Origin of the sequence: Nodosilinea nodulosa PCC 7104 (assembly GCF_000309385.1) — a bacterium.
Lineage (GTDB): Bacteria > Cyanobacteriota > Cyanobacteriia > Phormidesmidales > Phormidesmidaceae > Nodosilinea > Nodosilinea nodulosa.
Window position 1 is genome coordinate 523,132 of record NZ_JH976537.1, and the last position, 23,356, is coordinate 546,487.

21 protein-coding genes are annotated in these 23,356 nt (G+C 62.8%); 20 read left to right on the forward strand and 1 reads right to left on the reverse strand.

The features are described 5' to 3' along the window. Positions 1–2: 2 nt before the first annotated feature. The 3 genes from LEPTO7104_RS43165 (at position 3) to LEPTO7104_RS0102195 (ending at position 2,566) form a co-directional block, all read left to right on the forward strand. Entirely contained in the window at positions 3–539 is a 537-nt protein-coding gene (locus LEPTO7104_RS43165; RefSeq protein WP_264307682.1) for a hypothetical protein, read from the forward strand. After that, complete coding sequence (locus LEPTO7104_RS43170) at positions 526–1,284, forward strand: sensor histidine kinase (RefSeq protein WP_264307683.1); 759 nt, start codon at positions 526–528, stop codon at positions 1,282–1,284. The genes LEPTO7104_RS43165 and LEPTO7104_RS43170 overlap by 14 nt, the downstream gene beginning before the upstream one ends. Positions 1,285–1,495: 211 nt before the next feature. After that, positions 1,496–2,566 (forward strand): hypothetical protein, encoded by a 1,071-nt coding sequence (locus LEPTO7104_RS0102195; RefSeq protein ID WP_017296909.1) that lies wholly within the window; start codon positions 1,496–1,498, stop codon positions 2,564–2,566. 162 nt (positions 2,567–2,728) lie between these two features. Here the strand turns inward: LEPTO7104_RS0102195 and LEPTO7104_RS32420 are convergent, their stop codons facing one another. Continuing rightward, complete coding sequence (locus tag LEPTO7104_RS32420; protein ID WP_017296910.1) at positions 2,729–3,229, reverse strand: PepSY domain-containing protein; 501 nt, start codon at positions 3,227–3,229, stop codon at positions 2,729–2,731. An 898-nt stretch (positions 3,230–4,127) separates the two neighbouring features. Between LEPTO7104_RS32420 and LEPTO7104_RS32425 the strand changes: the two genes are divergently transcribed. From LEPTO7104_RS32425 to LEPTO7104_RS0102290, 17 genes are all read left to right on the forward strand, one after another. After that, positions 4,128–4,568 carry a hypothetical protein gene (locus LEPTO7104_RS32425; RefSeq protein ID WP_017296911.1) on the forward strand — a complete coding sequence of 147 codons (441 nt, stop codon included), beginning with the start codon at positions 4,128–4,130 and terminating at the stop codon, positions 4,566–4,568. 81 nt (positions 4,569–4,649) lie between these two features. Then, entirely contained in the window at positions 4,650–6,233 is a 1,584-nt protein-coding gene (locus tag LEPTO7104_RS0102215; protein WP_017296912.1) for a phage tail sheath family protein, read from the forward strand. A 12-nt stretch (positions 6,234–6,245) separates the two neighbouring features. Then, positions 6,246–6,773: a phage tail protein gene (locus LEPTO7104_RS0102220; RefSeq protein ID WP_017296913.1), complete on the forward strand. Its 528-nt coding sequence runs from the start codon at positions 6,246–6,248 to the stop codon at positions 6,771–6,773. Continuing rightward, complete coding sequence (locus LEPTO7104_RS36580; RefSeq protein WP_017296914.1) at positions 6,727–7,608, forward strand: DNA gyrase inhibitor YacG; 882 nt, start codon at positions 6,727–6,729, stop codon at positions 7,606–7,608. Before LEPTO7104_RS0102220 ends, LEPTO7104_RS36580 begins: the two co-directional genes overlap by 47 nt. Beyond that, positions 7,605–8,504: a hypothetical protein gene (locus LEPTO7104_RS39825; protein WP_155523486.1), complete on the forward strand. Its 900-nt coding sequence runs from the start codon at positions 7,605–7,607 to the stop codon at positions 8,502–8,504. The genes LEPTO7104_RS36580 and LEPTO7104_RS39825 overlap by 4 nt, the downstream gene beginning before the upstream one ends. A gap of 4 nt (positions 8,505–8,508) precedes the next feature. Then, positions 8,509–9,726 (forward strand): Pvc16 family protein, encoded by a 1,218-nt coding sequence (locus tag LEPTO7104_RS0102235; RefSeq protein WP_017296915.1) that lies wholly within the window; start codon positions 8,509–8,511, stop codon positions 9,724–9,726. Beyond that, entirely contained in the window at positions 9,723–11,912 is a 2,190-nt protein-coding gene (locus tag LEPTO7104_RS0102240; RefSeq protein WP_026072299.1) for an ATP-binding protein, read from the forward strand. Before LEPTO7104_RS0102235 ends, LEPTO7104_RS0102240 begins: the two co-directional genes overlap by 4 nt. After that, positions 11,905–12,207, forward strand: a complete 303-nt coding sequence (locus tag LEPTO7104_RS0102245; protein WP_017296917.1) for a hypothetical protein — start codon at positions 11,905–11,907, stop codon at positions 12,205–12,207. The genes LEPTO7104_RS0102240 and LEPTO7104_RS0102245 overlap by 8 nt, the downstream gene beginning before the upstream one ends. A 59-nt stretch (positions 12,208–12,266) precedes the next feature. Continuing rightward, positions 12,267–12,956, forward strand: coding sequence for a hypothetical protein (locus tag LEPTO7104_RS0102250; RefSeq protein WP_017296918.1), 690 nt, complete (start codon positions 12,267–12,269; stop codon positions 12,954–12,956). 152 nt (positions 12,957–13,108) lie between these two features. Then, complete coding sequence (locus LEPTO7104_RS0102255; RefSeq protein ID WP_017296919.1) at positions 13,109–13,369, forward strand: hypothetical protein; 261 nt, start codon at positions 13,109–13,111, stop codon at positions 13,367–13,369. Between the two features lie 134 nt (positions 13,370–13,503). Beyond that, entirely contained in the window at positions 13,504–14,619 is a 1,116-nt protein-coding gene (locus LEPTO7104_RS0102260) for a hypothetical protein (RefSeq protein WP_017296920.1), read from the forward strand. Then, entirely contained in the window at positions 14,619–15,146 is a 528-nt protein-coding gene (locus LEPTO7104_RS0102265; protein ID WP_017296921.1) for a phage baseplate assembly protein V, read from the forward strand. Before LEPTO7104_RS0102260 ends, LEPTO7104_RS0102265 begins: the two co-directional genes overlap by 1 nt. Further along, complete coding sequence (locus LEPTO7104_RS0102270; protein WP_017296922.1) at positions 15,146–15,475, forward strand: hypothetical protein; 330 nt, start codon at positions 15,146–15,148, stop codon at positions 15,473–15,475. The genes LEPTO7104_RS0102265 and LEPTO7104_RS0102270 overlap by 1 nt, the downstream gene beginning before the upstream one ends. Then, on the forward strand, positions 15,472–15,852 hold the full coding sequence (locus tag LEPTO7104_RS0102275) for a GPW/gp25 family protein (RefSeq protein WP_017296923.1): 381 nt from the start codon (positions 15,472–15,474) through the stop codon (positions 15,850–15,852). Before LEPTO7104_RS0102270 ends, LEPTO7104_RS0102275 begins: the two co-directional genes overlap by 4 nt. A gap of 2 nt (positions 15,853–15,854) precedes the next feature. Beyond that, positions 15,855–18,341, forward strand: coding sequence for a baseplate J/gp47 family protein (locus LEPTO7104_RS0102280; protein WP_017296924.1), 2,487 nt, complete (start codon positions 15,855–15,857; stop codon positions 18,339–18,341). Further along, entirely contained in the window at positions 18,338–20,926 is a 2,589-nt protein-coding gene (locus LEPTO7104_RS0102285; protein WP_017296925.1) for a baseplate J/gp47 family protein, read from the forward strand. Before LEPTO7104_RS0102280 ends, LEPTO7104_RS0102285 begins: the two co-directional genes overlap by 4 nt. Before the next feature lies 1 nt (position 20,927). Then, positions 20,928–23,348 carry a phage tail protein gene (locus LEPTO7104_RS0102290; RefSeq protein WP_017296926.1) on the forward strand — a complete coding sequence of 807 codons (2,421 nt, stop codon included), beginning with the start codon at positions 20,928–20,930 and terminating at the stop codon, positions 23,346–23,348. The last annotated feature ends 8 nt before the right edge of the window (positions 23,349–23,356 follow it).

Genomic DNA, 23,356 nt, shown 5'->3' on the forward strand with positions numbered 1-23,356 from the left:
GTATGTTTCAACCAATTCGAACTCGTCTGCTGGTGTCTAGCCTGGTGGTGTTTGCCCTGGTGCTGGGGGGCTTTGCGGGGGTAGTGCGGCTGGTGTTTTGGCGCAATTTGCAGCAGCAGCTGATCGATCGCCTGACCACCCTGGGCCAGACAGCCGCCGCCAGTGTGGAGTACCAGGGCGGCCAGATGCGGGTGGAAGATGACCTGTCGATCGCCGATTTGCAGCGCCAGGGGCAGGCCCTACAGTGGTTTGATCGCCAGGGCAGCCTGATCGAGCAGCAGGGCGAAAGGGTGCTCAATCAGCCGCTCAATCCCCAGATGACGATCCAGGCGCAGGGCCATAAGCCCGCCATTCAGGCGGTGACGCTGCCGATTTTCAACAGCGATACGGGGGATCAAATTGGCTACGTGCGGGTCAGCCAGTCCCTGGACCAGCTGGACGAAACCCTGGGCCAGCTGGACTGGGGCCTGAGCGTGGGCGTGCTGGTGGAGCGGCGCGGGCATTCTCTGGCTGACCCGCCAGGCGATGGAGCCAATTGAGGCCAGCTTTCAGCGGCTCAAGCAGTTCACCGCCGATGCCTCCCACGAGCTGCGCGGCCCGCTGATGGCGATCGCCAGCAACGTGGAGCTGGCGCTGAAGTACCCCGCAGAAAGTCCGCCGCCGGGCGGCCCAGCCGACCCAAGTGGCGACTATCAGGAGGTGTTTCTATCGATTGCTAGCGCCACCGCCCAGCTGACCCGGCTGACCGAAGACCTGCTGCTGCTGGCCCGCAGCGATGGTGCCAGGGGGGCGGCGCGGCGCCCATCGCCAGAGCTGGCCGCCGCGCCCATCGCCCTCTCGCCGCTGCTGGAGGCGCTGATGGCCCTGTACCTGCCCCAGGCCCAGGCCAGCGCGATCGCCCTGCAATCCGATATCGCCCCCGATCTCACCCTGGCGGGCAACGGCGATCACCTGTCGCGAGCCGTGGCCAATCTGGTTCAAAACGCCCTGCAATACACCCCGGCGGGCGGTCAGGTTTGGGTGGTGGCCCAGGCCCAGGCCCAGCAGATTCAGATCACCGTTAAAGACACCGGCATTGGCATTGCGCCGGAGCACTGGCCGCAAGTCTTTGAGCGCTTCTGGCGGGGCGATGCTGCCCGCACCCACGATCGCGGCGGCTCGGGGCTGGGGCTGGCAATCGCCCAGGCGATTATCCAAGACCACGGCGGCACCATTTCCCTCACCAGTCAGCTGTGCCGGGGCAGTTGTTTTACCGTCAAACTGCCGATCGCAGAGGCCCGGTAGATCGGGCGGGCCGTGGGCATGTCAGGGGCGATGGCGGACAGAGCCTCCCTTTTTTGGTATTAATTGGCCTTAATTGGCATTAATCAGTTGTTAACGGTCCATTAACGCCTTCTACACCTGGGCTGACTAAGATGCGAGCCGGGACGGGGCCGCCGCGTCTGGGCAGCCGTCGTTTGCTCTTTATTTACTCAGTACGGGAAGGCAACGAGACATGCAGAGGCACTTTCAATCGATGCTGCGCAGGGTGAGAAATCTGGCCCTGGCCTGGCGGGCGCTTGGCTTGGCCAGTTTGGCTTGCACCGCTCTGCTGCTGACCAGCCACGGGGTGCAGGCGGTGCCCGCCGGGCAGCCCTTTGCGTTTGGTCTTTGGGGCGACATGCCCTACGCCAAAGCCGATGACGGCCCCAAAATGGCGACCCTGGTGCAGGACATGAACGCCGCTAACCTGGAGTTTTCTATTTTCGACGGCGACATTAAAGACGGCAGCTCTCTCTGCACCGACGAGGTGTACACCCAGGGCATTAGCCTGTTTAACGCCTTTGCAGCGCCAGTGGTGTACGTGCCCGGCGATAACGAATGGACCGACTGCCACCGCACCAACAACGGCGGCTACGACAACCTCGAGCGGCTGAACCACCTGCGCCAGGTCATGTTTGCCCAGCCCGAGAGCTTTGGCCAAACAACCATGCCCCTGGAGCATCAGGGAGCCCTGGGTGAAGCCTACGTGGAAAACACCCGCTGGCAATACGGGGACGTGGTATTTGTGGGGCTGAATATTCCGGGCAGCAACAATAACCGGGTGCACGACGACGAGGAATGCACCAAAAAGAGCGATCGCACCCCCGCCCAGTGCGCCGCCGACAACGCCGAGTATACCGAGCGCGACGCCAAAAACATCGAGTGGATGCAGCAGTCCTTTGCCGTGGCTAAGGAGAAGCAGGCCAAAGGCCTGATGGTCGTGTTCCAGGGCGACCCTGGCTTCGACTGGCCCGAAACCGAAGACACCGACGAGCGCGCCCTGCCCGCCTTTGACGGCTACACGGCTTTTTTAGAGGCGCTGATGGCCGAAACCCGCAATTTTTCGGGCCAGGTTGTGCTGGTGCACGGCGACACCCACTTTTTTAAGCTCGACAAGCCCCTGGTGCACCAGCCTGAGCTGCTGGAAAACTTCACCCGCCTGGAAACCTTTGGCAGCCCCAACATTCACTGGGTAAAGGTGACGGTCGACCCCAGCCGCCGCGACGTGTTTTTGTTTGAACCTATGATCGTGCCGGGAAATTAGCAGACTGCGGCACAAGTTTGCTGACTGTTGGCGATCGCAGGGGGGCAGGGGAGCCAAGGGGGTTAGAGAGCTAGGAGAGTTAGAGTGGTGGCTCAATTTTCGCCCGGCAAATAAGGCCCCAGCGATGGGATGGGGCGATCGCGATCGCCCCATCCCATCGCGTTATTGCCCTTCTAGCTCTTGATTGCCCTCGCTATCGGGCACCTGAACAGTGCCCTGGGGGGCGGCATCGGGGGTCGATTCACGGTTGGCCACCTCGGTCTCTAGCACCTGGCCACTGCCCGCGTCCACCAGCACCTCCTGCTGGCCAACGACCACTTTGTAGACCACGCTGCCGTCTTCGTTGTCGAGGCTGATGCGGCTAACGTGGCCAGAAGCCACGCTGCGGGCGGCGGTTTCGGCCTGCTGCGCGGTGATCTTGGCCAGGGCTTGCAGCTGGGCGTCTTCCTGCTGTTCTTCCGGGGCGTCGGGCTGCTCTCCCTGTTCCTGGTGGTCCGGCAGTTCGCCATCGGCCTGGCGGCCAGCCGCCGAGTCCACCGCTGGGGCAGACTGCGCGATCGCCGCCGGAGGCGGGCTCTGCTTGGCATAGACCCCGCGCACCGCGCCGCCAGCGGCTAGCGTGCCAGCAATGGCAAGGGGCAAAAAGGCAAGGGATTTTTTCATCAAAACAATCTCCAGGTAGTGTTTAACATCGAGCTTCCTGGCGGAAGTTAAACCCACCCTAGAAACTAACCGTCAAGAAACCGTCAAGCTCCCCGACCGAGACCTGGCCACAGCCGCACGGTAAGGCCAAAAATGCCGTTTTCAAAGGAGCCTGTAAAAGTATCAACCGGGCGAAATCTGGAGGTAGCCGCAGCGGGCTTTAAAGCATAGACCAATAGCCCTTAATTCAATGCCGCACCGATGCCGCAGAGCGCCCAGAGCCAATCGCTGAGGAAAACCTACCCGGCCGGGCTATTGACTGATCAAGAGTATATTTGCTACACCCTAAGGGCCATGTTTTTCTCTCAATAACTATAAACATTCCGGAATGTTTTCGCAAAATTTAATCTAAAGATTTATTGAAAACCTCTACAACATCGAACACATTTCAAGAGGTTAATAACAAGAGAGCTATAGATGATCTATAGTGTTAGTTATCTGACGCCGATACTGCCGTAGGAGCACGCTAATCTTGGTATCAAGAAAAAATCTTGTGCCTGGGCAATCCTGAGATTTGCTTTGTGTAAACTCTGTCCTGCCTGTGTTGCTATCGAAAAAGGCGTTCTATCTTAATCACCTGTAGATCTTTTCCGTTGTTCCCCATGAAGCTTTTATCCATGAAACCCTAGGATTTCATGACGGCTTTTGTTCAATACTCCTCTAGAGTAAGGCATTTTAACCTGTGCTTGGGAGCCATTTGGGGCTTAAAAAACGATAATTCTGGCATTGAAGCAATCTCTGCGCCAGCCCGTTTTCTGTGTATCTTTTTAGCTAAGATCCTGAATTTATTTCAGTATATTTCCTTGCCTTAAAACGTCCTTTAATCCCTCGCCAATGCGATGTGTGGAGGTAATGTGCTATGGCCAGTCTTAACCTAACGCTAAATGCCCAGGTGGTTGGGGGACCGCAGGTAAGTGTGGCTCGCACCAGGCAAATTGAGGCCTACGACAAGGTCGATGTGGTGATTAATCCTGGCGATACCGATATTGAGGTAGATATTCAGCCTGGGGCAGCTACGCAGGTCGGTTTTTTGCTGATTAAATCGAGTCTTTATAGCCAGGCAGCGGCGGACCAAAAGCTCACCTATGTCGTCACAGATGGCGGGACTGATTTTCCGGCAGCGGGGGACGGGCTGGAGCTAAACGACCCCCACATTTACATTGGCGGGGCTTTGGCGGTGTTTGGGCTGGCCCCAAAAACCCTGCGGTTTACCAGTACCTACGTCCCCGATGCGGCGAACCCAGCGGTGAACCGAGCTGTGGTTGAAATTTTGGTGGGTCGCAGTGCGATCGCGCCCTAGGCCCCCGATTTGCGATCGCCCCCAGGAATCAGCAAAATCCCTAAGCCCCAGAAAACCCTCATTACCTGAGAGGACTTGACCATGCCGATTACCCCCACCTATCCAGGTGTTTACATTGAGGAACTGCCCAGCGGTGTGCGCACCATTACTGGAGTCGCCACCTCGATTACGGCGTTTTTAGGCCGGGCGAAGCGCGGCCCCGACAATGCCGCGATTGTGATCAACAGCTACGCCGACTTTGGCCGTACGTTTGGCGGCCTGTGGGAGGAGAGCTCTCTTGGCTTTGCGGTCAGGGACTTTTACCTGAATGGGGGTAGTCAGGCGATCGTGGTGCGGCTGCACAATGGGGCCACCGCCGCCACGCTAGATCTGCCCACCGGGGCAGCGGCCCCCAACGACTTTTTGCAGCTGGAGGCCGCCAGCGTGGGCGGCTGGGGCGCGAACCTCAGGGCCACGGTTAACTACGACACCAAGGACCCGGCCAACCTCTTTAACCTGGTTGTGTTTGAGGCCGACAGCGCCACAGGCGCGCTGCTGGGGGCGCCGGAGGCCTTTTTGAATGTGTCGATTGACCCCAACAACCCCCGCTACCTGCCGATTGTGCTGGAGCAGCAGTCGCAGCTGGTGCGGGTGATCCGCGACCTCAGCGGCGACTGGGTTGTGCCCAACGTGCGGCCCAGCGTAACGCCCACTGGCCCCGATGTGCCGGTGGTGGCCACGGGGGGAGGGGATGGGTCAGCGCTCAGCGCCCTGGAGTTCGACGACCCCGCCGACCCCACCATGCGGGACGACAAGCGGGGGCTGTACGCCCTGGAGCAGGCCGATCTCTTTAACCTGCTGTGCATTCCGCCTTACCTGACTACGGGGGATGTCGATACCGACGTGGTGACGGCGGCGGCGGTGTACTGCGAAACAAGGCGGGCCATGCTGCTGATCGATCCGCCCAGCGACTGGACGAGTAAGACAGTGGCCCGCAGCGAAATTCAAGATCCCGTGGCCAACCTCGGCACCCAGAGCAAAAATGCCGCTGTCTTCTTCCCCCGCATTCGGCAGGCCAACCCCCTGCGAGAAAACCAGCTGGAGGAGTTTGTGCCCTGCGGGGTGGTGGCCGGTATTTTTGCCCGCACCGATGCCCAGCGCGGCGTGTGGAAAGCCCCCGCTGGACTGGAAGCAACCCTGACCGGGGTAACCGCCCTCAGCGTCAACCTCACCGATGCCGAAAACGGGGAGCTAAACCCGCTGGGGGTCAACTGCCTGCGATCGTTCCCTGGCGTTGGCCGAGTGATTTGGGGCTCTCGCACTCTGCAGGGGTCTGATCGGCTGGCGTCAGAGTGGAAGTACATTCCGGTGCGGCGGCTGGCGCTGTTTTTAGAAGAAAGCCTTTACCGGGGCACCCAGTGGGTGGTGTTTGAGCCCAACGACGAGCCGCTGTGGGCGCAGATTCGCCTCAACATTGGGGCGTTTATGAACAACCTGTTTCGCCAGGGGGCGTTTCAGGGCAGAACGCCCCGCGAGGCCTACTTCGTTAAGTGCGATCGCGAAACCACCACCCAAAACGACATCGATCGCGGCATTGTCAACATCGTGGTGGGCTTTGCGCCGCTGAAGCCCGCCGAGTTTGTGATTATCAAGTTCCAGCAGATTGCGGGCAACATCGCTACCTAGGGAGACGGTCAGATGGCTCAATTTAGCGTTAACGCGCAACGGTTTGACCCCTACAAAAATTTCAAATTTCGGGTCAAGTGGGATGGCCGCTACGTGGCGGGCATCAGCAAAGTGGGGGCGCTCAAGCGCACCACCGAAGTCGTCGAGCACCGTGAAGGGGGCGACCCCAGCACCTCGCGCTATTCGCCCGGTCGCTCCAAGTTTGAGCCGATCATGCTGGAGCGGGGCGTCACCCACGACACCGAGTTTGAAAAGTGGGCCAATAAGGTGTGGAACCTGGGTTCGGGCCTGGGGGCCGAGGTGTCGCTGGCCGACTTTCGCAAAGACATCATCGTCGAAATGATGAACGAGGCGGGGCAGGTGGCGATCGCCTACCGCATCTACCGCTGCTGGGTGTCGGAGTTTACCGCCATGCCCGAGCTAGACGCCAACGCCAACGCGATCGCGATTCAGAGCATTCAACTGCAAAACGAAGGATGGGAGCGGGATTACGATGTCACGGAACCCTCAGAGCCCAGCTTCACCGAGCCAGAGCAGTAGTCCGCTGCTGTTTCCGGCCATTCCTGCGCCCCTGGCGGCGGCCTTTGGGGTATCCCTGCCGCTGCGGTGTCGGCGCTACGGCCAGCAACTGGAGGATCTGGAGATTGACTTTCAGCAGCCGCTGCGGCCCCAGCTGGAAACCGAGCTGCTGACCGCCTGCACCCGCGATGCCCAGGGCCACAGCCTGGACCCCGAATTTTTCTGGCGCTGGGGAGTGAGCGATCGCACGGCGGGGTTGCTCAGCCTGGTGGCGCTGGAGCTGGGGCCAACCCTGGCCCTGACCGTGACCTGCCCCAGCTGCCAGCAGGTGATGGAGGTGGCGATCGCCCTCGACGCCCTGCACCAGCTCCAGTCTGAGACAGCCCAGGATGTCGCCACGGTATCCCTGCCCCAGCAAGACCTCCAGGTGCGCCGACCCACCGGGCGCGATCAGCTCACCTGGCTGACCCAGGCGGCCCAGGGAGATCCGCCCGATCTGCAAACCATGCTGCACAGCCTGTTAGTCGTCCAGCCCTCCGAGGAGAGTTTGCCAAATTCTCTGCCGGAGGATTTAACCCCGGTGCTGCCCGCCCTCAACCAGGCGTTAGACGACCTGGACCCGCTGGTGAACTTTAGTCTGGCGGTCACCTGCCCCCACTGCGGCCAGCCCTCCCAGCCCGACATTGACCTGGGGGCCTGGGCCTTGCGGGTGCTCCAGCGGGTGCAGCAGCGGCTGATCGAAACGGTGCACCGATTGGCCTGCCGCTACCACTGGACGGAGGTCGAGATTTTGGCCCTGCCGGAGTGGCGACGCGATCGCTACCTGGCCCTGATCGATCGGGAGGTGCTGGCATGAGCTACCTGACTCGCCTGAGCCAGCAAACCGGGCTGGCGGCGGCTCCTGTCCAGGCGTTTCCTCCGATCCAATCCGCTGAATCATCGCAGGGAATGCTGGCCGAGGTGGAGGAGTTTACACAGGCCCCAGAACCGAGGCAACTGGGTGAACCCACCATTTCCCCGGTCAGTTCACCCCCCGCTGTGAACTCACAACCGCTGCTGCCATTCGCTGAATCTCAACCGCCGGGTCAAAGCGTGTTGGGGCAGGAATCGGCTGTTTCGGAGTCGCCTGGGACTCGCGCAGCGTTCCGCCCCGAAATCGCTCCACCTACAGAATTTTCGCTATCCCCGCCCGATCCGCATCCCTCCAGGTCTGAGGCTATTTATATAGAGGCGCAACCCGTAGAGCATCAGCAAACGGATAGCCAAGGGAACTCCCCTTCACCGTTACCAGAGCCAGCGATCGCTGCAATTCCCCAGCCCTCGACAGTGCTGCCGGAAAGGGCGATTCCGGAACGGATCGCTTCGCGAATCGCGCCATCACCGCCAGAGTCAGCACCAAATTCCCCCTTCCCCACCTACTTGCAAACCCTCCAGGCCGTGCGGGCCTGGGTGTCGGCCCCGCCGGAGCCGCTGCCAGAACCAGAGCCACCCCAGACAGTTCAAGGCAAAGCATCTGGGGAAATTGAGCTGGCACCCGTCCGTCAACCTCAGCAACAACACCCTGAAGCAATGGATCGAGCGACTGCCCCGGCCCCGTTTCCCCTAACCGCCACCGAACCAACCACCGTGATCTCAATTGGGTCGATAGAGGTCACAGTCGAAGGCCCCCCTACCGCCCCTACCGCTCCCCCTCCCCCCCGCTCCCCCCGCCCCACTCCCCGCCTCAGCCGCCACTACCTTCGTCTGCGCTAAAACTATGGCCCTTGCCGATACTGGAAAAGCCATTGGTGCCGTCACCCAACTGCTGCGCGAGCACCTCCTGCCCCCGACGGTGCCCGAAGCCGACGTCACCGTGGGGCGGCCCGAAGACGCGGCGACCTTGTCTCAGAACCCCAAGCTCAACCTGTTTCTCTACGAAATTCAGTTCGACCCCAGCCTGCGCAACCAGCCCCTCGATCGCGGCCAGCCCTTTCCCCTCTGGCTGGTGCTGAAGTATTTGCTCACCGCCATCGACGCCACCGGCAACAGCGACAGCATTCTGGCCCACGGGCTATTGGGAGACGGCATCCGCGCTCTGCAAGAGCTGGCCTTTTTGCCCCTGATCGGCTCCACCAGCCCGCTCAACACCCGCGCCGCCCTGCAAGACAACCCCGAACCGCTCAAAATCACCTTCGACCAAACCCCCTCCGACCTGCTCTCGAAGGTGATGCAGGGTTCGGACGAAAAATACCGCTGCTCGGTTGGCTTCGAGGTGCGCCCGGTGATGATCACCACCCGCCAGCCAGCCTCCTACTCGCTGCTGGTGGGCATCGACTACGAAGCCAACGTGGTGATCGGCGCGGCGGGCATCAAAATTCCGGTGCTGCCCGCCATGGGGCCAATGCTGAAGGAACTGTCTCCCACGCGCATTACCCCAGCGGATCTGGATCTGCCGACCCCAGTGGTGCCAACTGTGACCATTCGGGGACAAAATCTGGCTCTGAGCGATCTGTCGGTGCGGTTGGGGGAGGTGGAGTTAACCATTTCGGCCCAGTCGCCCGGCGAAATTCAGGCCCAGGTGAACGGCGACATTGCCAATGGCGGGGTGATTTCAGCCGGGAGCCATGCGCTGTGCGTGGTGCAGGCTTTGCCCGATGCCCACCAGCGCAGCAGCAACTTGCTGGTGCTGAATCTGCTGCCGCTGCTGAATACTGCCGCCTACGCCCCCAGCGCCGACCCCGATGTGCAGGGGGTGCTGACCCTCAGCGGGCGACTGCTGGGCACCGCCGCAGACGATATTTTTGTCGCCCTCTACCGGGCGGGCACCACCGTGCAGGTGTTTGACGCCGTGGAACCCGTCGTGCCGCCGCCGCCCCCGCAAACCCAGCTGCGGGTGCCGATTCGCACGGCGGATATGGCACCGGTGGCGGGCGATCGCGTCATTTTGCGAGTCAACGGGCAGCAGGCAAACAACAGCCCGCTGGTGACGCTATGACGAGTAACGCGATGGCCACACCCGTCACCTTCTCCCCAGCGCTGCGAGCCGCCGATGCCAGCGCCAACGACTGGCTGCGGCAGGCCACCCTGCGGCTGCGGCGAGAAATTTGCTGGCGCTGGCACCAGCAGGGCTATTCCTCAACTTCAACGACTCTGCCCCCGGTGGACGATCGCCTCAGCGAAAGCCTCGACCTGACCCGCTACTGGCAGGATAAACAGCAGTTCTTTACCACCGATGTCACCGCCCGCTATCTGACCGAGCAGCTCGGCGCGAGTCCCGCCGCCGCCAGAACTTCCACTCAGGGAACCTTCGTCTGGGTCGTCGATACGCTGGGCCTGGACCCCGCCGCTGCCTTTGTGCTGGCCCTGGCGTTATTGGCCGCCTTTGACCCCGCCGCCGGAGCCGCGATCGCCACCTGCCAAAACAACCTGGCCGCCACCCAGCCCACCCTAGCCCTGGCCCAAAAACTATGGGACGAGCCTGCCGATCTGCTGCCGATCTGCGATCGCGGCCACCCGCTTTGGCGCTACGGTCTGCTGGGCGCATCCCCGGACGCCACCCCCGGTGACTGGCACACGCCGCTGACCGTGCCGCCCCTGCTGGCCCACCAGCTATTGTTCTCGCCCGCCGATCTGCCCCCGGCCCTCACCCTCTGGCCCCTGGAGACAGCGCTGTTGTCGGATCTTTCAGCCACGGGGCAGCTGGTAGCCAACCGGCTGTGCGTTGCCGCCTCTCACCTGCGGATCGTGCCGATTCAGGGGCCAGCGGGGGCACCGGCTCAGGCCACCATTCAGGGCATGGCTCAGATTACCCAACGGCCCGTAGCGGCGCTGAAGGAAACCGCTACGGCCAGCGGCGATTATTTGAGTACCTTGCTGACCCTCTGCTGGCTGCGGGGGCTGGACGTATTTTTGCCAGAGCGCACCGCCGATAAAAGCGGCGGCCAGCCGGGCTACCCCGAGCTACAGAGCCTGACGGCGCTGCCGATCGCGGTGTTTTGGCAGATGCGCGATCGCACCCCGCTAACTCCCTTCGCCAGCGAGCAGGTGCTGCCAATTGTGGACCTGCCAAGGCTGGGCTACCGCGATCGCATCCAGACCTGGTACCGCGCCCTGGGGTTCAAAGAAGCTGAGGCCAGCCCCGCCCTGCAGCAGGAAATTGCCGAATGCGCCCGCCGCTTCCGCTACGAACCCCAGACCATTCACCGCATTGCCCAGAGCCTGGCCCGCCCCGGCGACCCCAGCAAACTCTCGACCCTGCACCTGGCCGCCGCCTGCCGGGCCGAAATGGGCCTCGATATTGGCGATTTGGCCCAGCCCGTCACCCCCCGCTTTAGCGACAGCGACCTGGTGCTGCCGCCCAAACAGCACCAGCAGTTCCAGGAAATTCTTCAGGCCATGGCCGCCCTCACCCAGGTGCACTACCAGTGGGGCACCGCCCGCGCCTGGAACGAGTGCGGCATTTCGGTGCTGTTTGCGGGGCCGCCCGGCACCGGCAAAACCATGGCCGCCGAAGCCCTGGCCAATCAGCTGGGCCTGCCCATGTACCGCATCGATTTGTCTCAAGTGGTGAACAAGTACATCGGCGAAACCGAGAAAAACCTCAAGCGCCTGTTCGACACCGCCGACATCTCCGACACCGTGCTCTTTTTTGACGAAGCCGACGCTCTGTTTGGCCGCCGCACCGAAGTCAAAGACGCCCACGATCGCTACGCCAACCTCGAAATCAGCTACCTGCTCGAACGCATGGAGCGCTTCAAGGGCCTCGCCATTCTCGCCACCAACCGCCAAAAAGACCTGGACGAAGCCTTTCTCCGCCGCCTCCGCTACATCATCGAATTTCCCCTGCCCGACGAACGCGATCGCCGCCGCCTCTGGCAACAGCTCATTCCGCCCCAGGTCGACGCCAGCCAGCTCGACATCGACTTCCTCGCCCGCCAGTTTCCCCTCGCCGGGGGCCACATCCGCTCCATCATCTTCAACGCCTGCCTCCAAACCGTCCACCCTTCCTCCTCCCCCTCTCCCCATCCCCCCCTCTCCTCATCCACCCACCCACCCCCCACCCTCACCATGAACCACATCCTGATCGCCATCAAACGCGAGTACGACAAACTCAACCGCTCCGTCAGCCAGACCCAGTTTGGCCCCTACGCCCCCCTCATCGAGAGCCTCGACCGTGCCTGACCCACAGCCCCATCGACGCATCCACATTGACCGCCTGGTCATCCGCACCCGCGGCCTACCCGAATCCACCGTCCGCGCCGCCCTCACCGGCCTAGACACCGCCCTACTCGCCGAACTCACCCGCCATCCAGGCCTCCAACCAACCCCAGCCGTCATCGATCGCCTGAACCTCGCCCCAGTGCAAGCCCGAGGCGACAGCCAGCACCTCCGCCAGGCGATCGCCACCCAAATCATCCAATCCCTATCCCCCACCTCCCGTACCTCCCCTACCTCCCCTAACACCCCCACGCCCTAACGCCCCCACGCCCCCACGCCCCCACACCCCCACGCCCTAACGCCCCCACGCCCCCACCCATGACCCTCATCCGCGGCGCGATCATTGAATACGGCAGTGACTTCCTCGGTCCCCTGCCCAACGTCGTGATCTTTCAGTTCAACCCCGACAGCCTCTCCCGATCGCTGCAAATACCAGCGCCGCCCGAGCGATCGCGCGTCCCCGAGCGCAACCAAACCGGCGACAGCCCTCGCGAAACCATCTCCCTCACCGCCCACTTCACCGCCGCCGACCAGCTCAACGCCAGCAACCCCGTGGCAATGGAGTTTGGCATCGGCCCCCAGCTCGCCGCCCTGGAGCAGATGGTCTACCCCAGCAGCACCCTCAGCGGCCTGATTGGGGCTGCCCTGGATGCGATCGGCGATGCCCTGGGCGGCGCTGGCCCAGCCTCTCCCCCCACCCAGCCCATCCCCCGCGTCGCCTTACCCAGCCTGCTGTTTATCTGGGGCAAAACCCGAGTGCTGCCCGTCACCATCACCAACCTATCTATCACCGAGCAGCAATACGACAACCGCCTCAACCCCATCCAGGCCGAAGTGGCGCTGACGTTGACCATTCCCACCGAAGAGACGTTCCGGGTGAATGACGACGCGATCGGTCGCGGCGCGCTGGAGTACACCACCCTGGCGAAAGATGCCCAGGCGATTTTGAATCTGGCCAACACCGCCGGGCAGGCCGTTGATCTGGTCGCCGACCTGGTGACGTTTTGATTTTTGTCTGTGGGTCGCCCAGAAACCGTGGGTCGCGCAGCATTCAGTCCCTTAATTTCCTATATAGGTTTCCTAGGCTTGACCCACGCTACACGTCCACTCGCCCCCACCTTCCCCACCTTCCCCACCTTCCCCATCACCCCCCACTCCCCATGTTCCTCAAAACCTCCCGCTACTACGCCGTTCCCCAAACCGACACCGTCCTCAACGGTCGCACCGTCCGGGCCATTCGCCTGCGTCGGTTGCCCACCGTCCAGGGTGTTCCCTACGTTGTTCAGGGCCAGGACCGGCTCGATATTCTGGCCCAGCGTCAGTACAGCAACGCCACCCAGCCCTGGCGCATCGCTGACGCCAATACCGAGTTGGAGGCCAATGAGCTAGTGAAAACGCCGCTGCGGGAGATTCAAATTTAGGCAGTTTCTCCAGTGGTGCATCGCTTCGCGGATGCCCCTACGGACTTTCCCCTCTCCCCTACCCACCAACCCATCCCCGTACGGGCGCACTGCAGTGCGCCCCAACCTAACCCATCCACCCATCCACCCTTCCCATGCCCGAATACCGCCTCTACTTCAACCACACCCCCGCCACCCGCGAGCAGCTTGACCTGGTGGAATCAATCACCGTCGAGCAGGCGGTGGATATGGCCTGGGAGGCGCGGCTGGAGATTCCCATCGGCACCGACGAGCAGGGGCAGTGGAGGTTGGAGAACGAGGATATTTTTGCTGAATTTACGCCGGTTCGCATTGAGCTGCGCGTTGGCAATGGGGCTTTTGTGCCGCTGATCGACGGGCCAATTGTGGATGTTGAACACGACCAGCAAACCGAGCCGGGCCAGAGCATGATGACCGTGGTGGTGCAGGACGACAGCGTGTTCTTGAACCGGGAAGACCGCATCTTTCGGTTTGATGAGCTGTTGGATCACGAGATTGCTGAGGAGCTGTTTGACATTCCTCAAATCGCCACTACGGATATCGATCAAACCCCTGCGCCGACGCGATCGGGGGAAATTCAGACGGTGCAGCGGGGGACAGCGATGCAGCTGCTGCGATCGCTCGCCCGCCGCCAGGGCATGCACGCCTACGTACTGCCCGGTTCATCGCCGGGGGAAAGCATCGGCTGCTTCAAACCATTCTCCACAGAGCCGGGGGATCTGCCGGTGCTGACGCTGATGGGGCCAGAGCGCAACCTGGCCAGCTTCTCGCCCCGCGACGATGCCCAGCGTCCGGCCAGCGTCACCACCTACGCCCTCAGTCTGTTCGATAAGACCGTCACCCAGCGCGGCTCCGATCCGGCCAGCCTCGATCGCCTCGGCCCCGAAACCTCCCTGGGCGACGACACCAGCCCAGCGGCCCAGATCTTGCCGCCCCGGTTTGGCGATGCGGTGGATTTAGACCAGGCGGTGGCGGCGGAGGCCGAGCGGGCCAGCTACGCCTCGGAGGTGACGGGCACGGTGCTGGGCCACTACTACCGGGGAGTGCTGGTGCCCTACCAGGTGGTCACGGTGGAGGGGGTCGATCAGCGGCGCAGCGGCGACTATCTGATCGCCCAGGTTACCCACAGCCTGTCGCGCACGGAATATTCCCAGACCTTTACCCTGCGGCGCAATGCTCGCTCTGAGGGGGCCGGGGGCAGCTTTGCCGATCTAGCGGGAGCGATTTTCTGATGATGACCTCAGACCACGAGCAACTGTTGGTGGAACTCTCGGAGTTTCAGCGATCGCGCTACTTCGGCAAGTATCGCGGCCTGGTGCGCGATGTGGATGACCCCGAGGGCGTGGGGCGGCTGGTGGCCCAGGTGCCCGAGGTCTACGGCGAAGAAGATTCGCCCTGGGCCTGGCCCGCGGTGCCCTTTGCTGGCCCCAGCCATGGCCTGGTGCTGCTGCCCGAGGTGGGCGACGGCGTGTGGATCGAGTTTGAGGCCGGGGATATTTCGCGCCCGATCTGGACCGGTTGCTGGTGGGCCAGGGGCGAGCTGCCTGACCCCGGCGGCACCGAAACCCGCGCCCTGGTCACCAGCGGCGGCCACAAGCTGGTGCTGGATGACCAAAACAATCAGGTGCAGATTCTCCACGCGGGCGGGGCCGAGCTGACTATGACCAACAGCGACATCACCCTCAAAATTGGCGCGACTCAGGTGGTGCTCTCCGCCAGCGGCGTCAATGTCAACAACGGAGCATTCCAGGTGCGCTAATGCCCAATTACCTCACCACCGCCAGTACGATTATGTGCCCCCACGGCGGGCAGGCGATTCTGTTCACCGCCAATGCGGGGGTGCTGGCAGCGGGCGCGCCCGTGCTGCTGGAAACCGACATTCACCCGGTCGTCGGCTGCCCCTTCACCGTCGGTCCCAAATATTCCCCCTGCGTGCGCATCGAGTGGTCGGCGGGGGCGGGCCAGAGCGATATCAACGGCACCCCCGGCCTGCTCAGAACCAGCATTGGCCAGTGCTACAGCGCCGAGAGCGCCATCCAGGGCGTAGCCGTGATTGTAAACACCCAACCCAAGGCAGATTCGCGATGATTCCCCCCGATGGCCGACATTTATCCTTCCCCTTTCGGATTGGGGCCGACGGACGCACCGCCCAGGTCGACAGTCTGGAGCAGCACGTGCGCGATGAGCTGATTCAGCTGGTGCTCACCAACCCCGGCGAGCGGCTGTACCTGCCGGAGTTTGGCGCGGGGGTGCGGCGGCTGGTGTTTGAGAATGCCGGGGAAATTACGGCGGCGGCCGCCAAGGCCAGCCTGAGTGCGGCCCTGTCGCGCTGGCTGGGGCAGCGGGTCACCCCCGAGGAGCTGATTGTGGAGAGCAGCAACGCCACCATCACCATCGATCTGCGCTATCGGGTAGCGGGCACCCCCGACCAGCGCCGCCTTCGCTTTGAGCGGCAGGGAGGTTAGCGATGACCATTCTCAACCCCGAAGCCCTGCAAGAGCGGGCCAACAACCTGGGCAGCTTCAACGGCATGGAGCTGGTGCTGGTGGAGCTGACGCCAGCGGGTTCACCTACCGAAGCCCACCTGCTGGTGCATTTCTTTAACGATCAGGAGCTGGGGGCGATCGCCGCCGATATAGCCGCCACCCCGACCCTGGCCAAGCAGATCTTCCCCATCACGGGCGGCCACCGCATCCGGGGAGGCGATCTGGCGGGCGACGTGCAGGTGGTGAATGTAGCCACCACCAGCGCCGCCAACGTGCTGGATCTGACCATCATCCCCATCGGCGACTATTCCACCTATACCCTCAGCCTCGATCGCGAAAATATTGACCCCATCTTCAGTGAGCTGCCCTTCAAGTTTCGCCCCGGCTGCTTTACCAACAACTGCGCCCCCGACTGGGACCCGGCCCCCGCGCCGCTGGAGAACCCTGCGATCGACTACCTGGCCAAGGACTACGACAGCTTTCGCCACACTCTAATGGCGGCCATGGCCCAGCGGGTGCCCGGCTGGCGGCCCACCAGCGAGGCCGACCTCGACCAGGTGCTGCTGAGCTTGTTCAGCGCCGCCGCCGATGAGCTGAGCGATTTTCAGGACCGGGTGATGGGCGAGGCCTACTGGGGCACGCTGCGCAAGCGGGTTTCCCTGGCCCGCCACGCCCGCCTGGTCGATTACCACGTCCACCAGGGCAACCAGGCCAGCACCTGGCTGGCGATGATTCTGGATGCAGGCACCAGCTTTGAGTTGCCGAAACCCCACCCGGTGCTGCCGAATCGCGACCTGCCCCTGCTGACCTGGGCTGGCCCCGAGGATTTCAACGACCCGGCGGCGGTGGTGTTCATGAGCCATCTGGTCCGCGAAAATTCGCAGCGGCTCGACAGCCTGGTCAACCACCTGGGCCTCTACACCTGGGATGGCGCGATTCCGGCCCTGGCGGCGGGCAGCACCGCAGCGGATCTGCTACTGCTTTCGGGTGGTCCCGGTGGCCCCTACAGCGCGATCGCTGATGAAGCCTCGGCCCGCCAGGTGGAAACGCTGATTCGCACCGGGGGCATCTCTACCCTGCTGATTCAGGAGCGGCTGAACCCGGCCACGGGGGAAGTCGCGGGTCGCAACCCCAATAAACGCCAGCTCCTGCGCCTGCTGCCGGGGGAACTGGGGGCCACCGCTAAGGAAGACCCGACCCACAACAGTTGGTATGTGGAAGTGCACTGGCGACCCGAGGACGCGCTCAAGTTCAACTACTGCTTCACCGTGGAGTGCGCCGATGGCGCGACGGAGCACGTATCGCTGTTCCACGGCAACCTGGTGCCGGTGTACCACGGCAGGCTCCGCGAAATTCTGTTTGAGGAGCCGGTGGAACCCTTAGAAGAAGGGCGATTCTACTTCGATCGCACCGATCGCTGGGGCACAATCTGCCGCCTGCCCGCCGAACCCCTGGCCTACCAGAACACCCCACCGGGTGGCGAAATTCCCCCGGTCTCGACCCTGGCGGTGGAGATGGTAACTGAAGGCGTGCCCGACCCCTGGGACGAGGCGATCGACCTGATCCACAGCGACGACAGCCCGGAAAACGGCGATCGCTTCATGGTCGAAACCGATGAGCTGGGCCAGAGCCTGCTGCGGTTTGGCAACGGCATCAACGGGCGCAGTTTGCCGCCGAATGCCCAGGTGATCTGCCGCTACCAGGTGGGGCTGGGGCTGGAGGGCAACATTGGCTACGACCAGCTCCAGTTTTTCAACGGCGGCACCTACCCCGAAATTTTGGCCTGCTGGAACCCGTTTGATGTGGTGGATGGCCGCGCCCCCGAACCCGCCGCCGAAGTCATTCGCCGCGCCCCGGAGGCCTACCACTTCCGGCAGCTGCGGGCGGTGACGCTGCAAGACTACGTGAACCGGGCCGAGGAGCTGCCAGAAGTGTCGCGGGCGGCGGCCCGCTACGCCTGGACCGGCAGCTGGCGCACGGTGCAGATCGCCATCGACCCGGTGGGCGCTACCCAGCTCGACGACGCCCTGCGGCAAAAACTGGCCCGCCACCTCGATGCCGTGCGCCTGATTGGCGAAGACCTGGAAATTCGCCCGCCCCGGTTTGTGCCCCTGGAGATTCAGGTGGCCCTCTGCGCTCGCCCCGACTACTGGCCCGAAGATCTGCGCTTCGTGCTGGAGCAGGAATTTTCGGAGGGCTACACCCCCGACGGTCGCATGGGCTTTTTCCATCCCGACCTGTGGACCTTTGGCCAGCTCCTCTACGCCAGCCAGATCGCCGGACGGGTGCAGGCAGTCGCGGGGGTCGAGCACGTAATTTCCATCAGCCTCAAGCGCTGGAATGAGGCCACACCGGGCACCGAGGCCATTACGGCCCTGCGGCCCAACGAGATTATTCAGGTGCGCAACGACCCCGACCACCAGGAAACCGGCGCGATCGCATTCGACATTCGAGGAGGCCGCCAATGACCGACCCCTGCCGCAACGACTGCCCCGAGCCCCTGGGCTTCCCGAAGCGACTGTTCAACCGCCCCGGCCTGAGCCAGATCGACTACCGCATTGGCACCTACGCCGATATCCGCGCCGCCCTGCTGCGCCAGCTCGACGCCGACCCGCTGCTGCAAGCCTGGACCCACCGCGAGGCCGATGACCCCGGCATTGCCCTGCTAGAAGGGGCGGCGATTTTAGGGGATATTCTCACCTTTTATCAAAATCTCTACGCCAACGAGGCGTTTTTGCGCACCGCAAAGTGGCGGGAGAGCATTGCCGACCTGGTGCGGCTGACGGGCTACCTGCTGTCGCCGGGGCTGGGGGGGCGGGCGACGTTTGCCGTCGGCCTCAAAGGCGAAAAGCCGGTGACGGTTCCCGCCGGGTTTGGCCTCAAGGCCCAGGTGGAGGGGCTGCCAAAAATTGCAGAATTTCAGACTGAAAACCAGATCACCGCCTACCCCGCCCTGTCGCAGTTTCACCTCCATCGCCCCTTTCAGCTGCCGAGCATCAACAATGGCACCTCACGGTTTTCCATTGAGACAGCGACGCTGAAAAACGCGGGTCTTGAGCTGCAAAAAGGCGATCGCCTGTTCCTGGCAGATGTGCCAACCAATCCGCAGACTAAACGACAAATTGTTGTTGTAAAAGAGATTCAGGAGCGCTTCGATCGCACAGAAATTACCATTGAAGGAAGCTGGCAGCAGAATTATGCGGGCTATTTAGTCAACGCTTACAAACTGGGTCGATCTTTCCGTCATTTTGGCTACAATGGCCCGCCAGAATTTGTCCAACTCCAGGGCGATAAGGCCGTTTCTACAGCGGTTAACTTTAGCCGTCAGATGGGGCCAGTGCCCGGCATATTCATCCTTTTGCTGGGGGGATATAGCCCGCTCAGCAGCTTTAAAGCGATGCCCCTCGATACTCAGGTGGACGATCTGACCGTGGGAACAACGCTGCTAGTGCAGCTAATTCTGAACAGTCAGCGATCGCTCGATGGCCGCTCGGTCAGCGGAGACACCTATTTCTTTGAGCGGGAAATCCAGCGGGTGACTCAGGCCTCGGTTACGCGGGGAGCCATCTCCGGCGGCACCACCGTCGTTGAGCTAGACGCCAATTTAACCACGAGCAATCTGGCTTACACCGACATTCGCAGTGTGGAAATGCTGGAGGTTTTGGGTCAGCGGTTTACGCTCCAAAGCGCTTATCAAGAGAAGCCTGAAAGCGATCTCAGAACGCTGTTTTTCTTTGGCAATTTTGCCAGCTATAAGCAGTTAAACAATCGCCCCATAGCCTTTCAGAAATCAGCAGAAATTACGGAAGTGTTGATCCCAACTATTCCATCGGATCAGCTTATACCCGACGATCAAATCAAGCTCCGCCCCCTTTCTTTGCCAGAGTTTAAGAATGCCTTTGAGGTTAGCGATTTTCCGCTGCTGAGCGAGCCCGCCGTCACCGTCTACGGCAACCTGGTCGAGGCCACCCAGGGCAAACGCGAAAAAGAGGCGGTGCTGGGCAACGGCGACGGTCGCCAGAGCTTTCAGACCTTCAAGCTACCGAAAGCGCCACTCACCTACCTGCCCGACACCAGCGCCACGCCCCCCGAGGTGCCGGAGCTGGAGGTTTTTGTGGGCGATCGCCGCTGGACCCAGGTGCAATCTTTCTTTGGCCAAAGCCCCAAAGCCGAAATCTACATCGTGCGCGAAGACGCCAAAGGCGAGAGCTGGGTGCAGTTTGGCGACGGCAAAACCGGGGCGCGGCTGCCCTCGGGGGTGAAGAACATAAAGGCGCTGTACCGCACTGGCACCGGGGCCTACGGTGCCCTCAAGCCCGACACCAAAGTGCAGGCCATAGGTCGCCTGACCGGGCTCGACCAGCTCTGGCTGCCAGGAGTCGCCAGCGGCGGCACCGAACCCGAGAGCGGCGACAACGCCAGGGTGGCGGCCCCCGGCAAACTGCAAAGCCTGGGCCGACTGGTGAGTTTGCAAGATTTTGAAAGTGAGGCGATCGCGATCGCGGGCGTCTCCAAAGCCGCTGCCGCCTGGCAGCTGGTCGATAACCTGCCCTCGGTGGTGCTCACCGTGCTGATGGAGAGCGGGCGCGAGACCGAATTTGAGGCAGTACGCGGCAGTCTCGCCACCGCCAACCGCTGTCGCGGCCCCCAGCGCTTTCCGGTGCTGGTGAAGCAGGGCCAAGTGCGCTACCTCTACCTGCGGCTGGTGGTCAGCCCGCACCCGGCTTTTCGGCAAGACTTACTGACCCAGGCGATTCAGATGGCGCTGGGGACCAGCGACAGCCATGGCTTATTTGGTCTGGGCGATCGCCAGTTCGGCCAGCGCGAATACGCCACCCGCATTGAGGCCACCGTTCAGCAGGTGGAGGGCGTGGTGTGGACCCAGGTGGAGGCGTTGGGCTGGTTCTCAGCTACGGAAAAACCCGCCGAGCTGCCCTACCCCAGTTCAGAAAAAAATCTCGCCGTCGTGCCCTGCGGGGCCGACCAGGTGCTGGGGCAGCAGGGTCAGCACCTGCAAATTCAGTTTGTCGCCGCCCCCCAGGAGGACTGTTGACATGGCCCGTCCCAACGCCAAACGAGTTCCTCTGTACGATCGCCTGCCGCAGATCTACCACGTCCGCGACGCCGAACAGTCGCCGCCGGGGCAGCTCCAGCACTACCTGGCCACGGTCGAGGTGGTCTTTGGCGACATCCACGCCAATATCGAAGCCCTCTACCACGACTTCTTTATCGACACCTGCGACGAGTGGGTGATTCCCTACATCGGCGATTTGCTGGGGGTCAGCCCGCTCAAGGGCGAGGCCCGCACCCTGCGCGCCGATGTGGCCGACACTGTGGCCCTCAGGCGGCGCAAAGGCACCCTGGGGGCGATCGAGCGGCTCACCTACAACCTCACCGGCTGGGGCGTTCACGGCGTCGAGCTGCGGGAAAACCTGCTCTGGAACCAGCACCTCAACCACCAGCGCCCCGATGCGGGCGGCGCACCACCCTACGGCCTGCCCTCGCCTCCCAGCCCTACCCCCAATCGCTTTACCCCCAACCGTTTTACGCCGATCTGGGGCGGCACCGTCACCCTGCGCGACCCGGCCATGCTCAGCCTGGTCAACACCCCCTTTGACCCCTTCGGTCACACGGCGGATGTCAAACCCCCGGCCCTGGATGCCATCCGCTACAACCTGCCCAACCTGGCGATCTTTCTCTGGCGGCTGAAAGATTACCGAGTGGCGGTGTCTCCCCCAGTCATCCGGGACGTGATCGACAACAGCGCCGCCGGAACCGGAGCCAGCTTCATCGTGCGGGCGGATGTGCATCCCCTGGGCATCCCTGTGCGGCTGTTCAACACCGCTCGCTATGACCCCGATCTGGTGCCCCCCATCGTCTCCCGGCTGGATGAAACCCCCGGCCCCATGCCCCCGGCCCGCCTCACCGAAGCCTCCCAGGCGGGCAGCCCCGAGCAGTACGTGCTGGTGGAACCCTACGACCCGGCCAGCTTGGCGAATCCAGACCTAGACACCCTGGAGCGGCTGGACATTGGCGACGTGGGCCTACAGCTCCACCTGCCCGAACCCGAATTTGCTAACCGCCCCTGGCCCCGCACGGATCCACCCTCGCCCTGGACCCTGCGCGGTGAAAACCTCTGCGCCTGGGAAACCGGCCTGGCCCGCCCCTTCGAGAACAACGAAATCGCTGTTGATCCGGTGATTGGCCGCCTGATCATCGGCGTAGAAACCGCCGCCGAGGCCGAGGCCCTGCGCACGGGTCTGCTGCTTACCTACACCTACGGCGCGGTGGGGCCGGTGGGGGCGCATCCCGTCTCCCGAGAGAACCTGCCCAAAACCTGGCAGGGGGAAACGGTCGAGGTGCGCCCGGTGAATTTTCACGTGGACCCCACCGGGTTGCAGACGGCCCTGAACGATATTCAGGACTCCGAGGTGCCGATCGCGATCGAAATTCGCGACAGCATGGTGCACGAGCTGGATCTAGGGGCGATCGCATCTCCCCTGATCGAATCCGGTGGTCCCAACCTCAGGTTGGGTCGCAGTCTGATCCTCCGCGCCGCCAGCGGTCAGCGCCCGATTATTCGCCTGGCTCAACCCCTGCGCTTCCGCCCCACCGAGGTGTTTGACGCCGATCCCGATACTCAAAACCAGCTCAATGGATTGATGGATCGCCTCACCGTGCGGCTGGAGGGGCTGTACCTGACGCGAGGCGCAGGCTTCCCCGCTGGCGAGCCGCTAATCGCCCGCGCTGCCCTCAACAGCCTGGAGCTAGTGAGCTGCACCCTGGAGCCAGGCGGCTTCCAGCAGCTCGACGGCGATCGCGCCCCCATCCAGCCCGCCCTGTGGCTAGAGAACGATTACGGCTTTGCCGACGCCAACGAACTGACCGCCTTTGATCAGACCCCCGAAATTCACCTCAGCCGCACCGTCAGCGGCCCCCTGGCCATCGACACGGGCTACACGCTGTTTCTCACCGAATCCCTGCTTGACGCGGGTAAAGGAGTGGGGGACGACCCCGCCGATAGCTTTGCGGTGGCCGGGTTTGGGCCAATGCCGGAGGAAGGCTGGGGGCCGCCCACGGTGGTCAACGGCCTGACCGTGCTGGGCCGCATGCGGGTGCGCGAAATTCGCGGCAAAGGCGGCATTTGGGTGCATGCCCTGGAGGTGCTCAACAACCAGAAAGGCTGCCTCAAGTACAGCTATTTCTCGGGTCAGGGAGACCGCCTGCCCCAGCACCACGCCTGCGTTTTCGGCAGCGACGCGCGGCTACGGTTTACCAGCGAAGTTTTTGGCCAGCCCGGCTACGGTCAGCTGGCCCGCACCAGCGACTTTCGGATTCGCGATCGCGGCCCCGGCGACGACGCCATGGGTGCCTTTGGCTTTTTACTCGACGCCCACAAGTGGCGGAACCTGCAAATTCGCTACCGCGAGTTTATGCCCGTGGGTGTGAGACCGCTATTGATTCCGGTGACCTGAGGTAACCC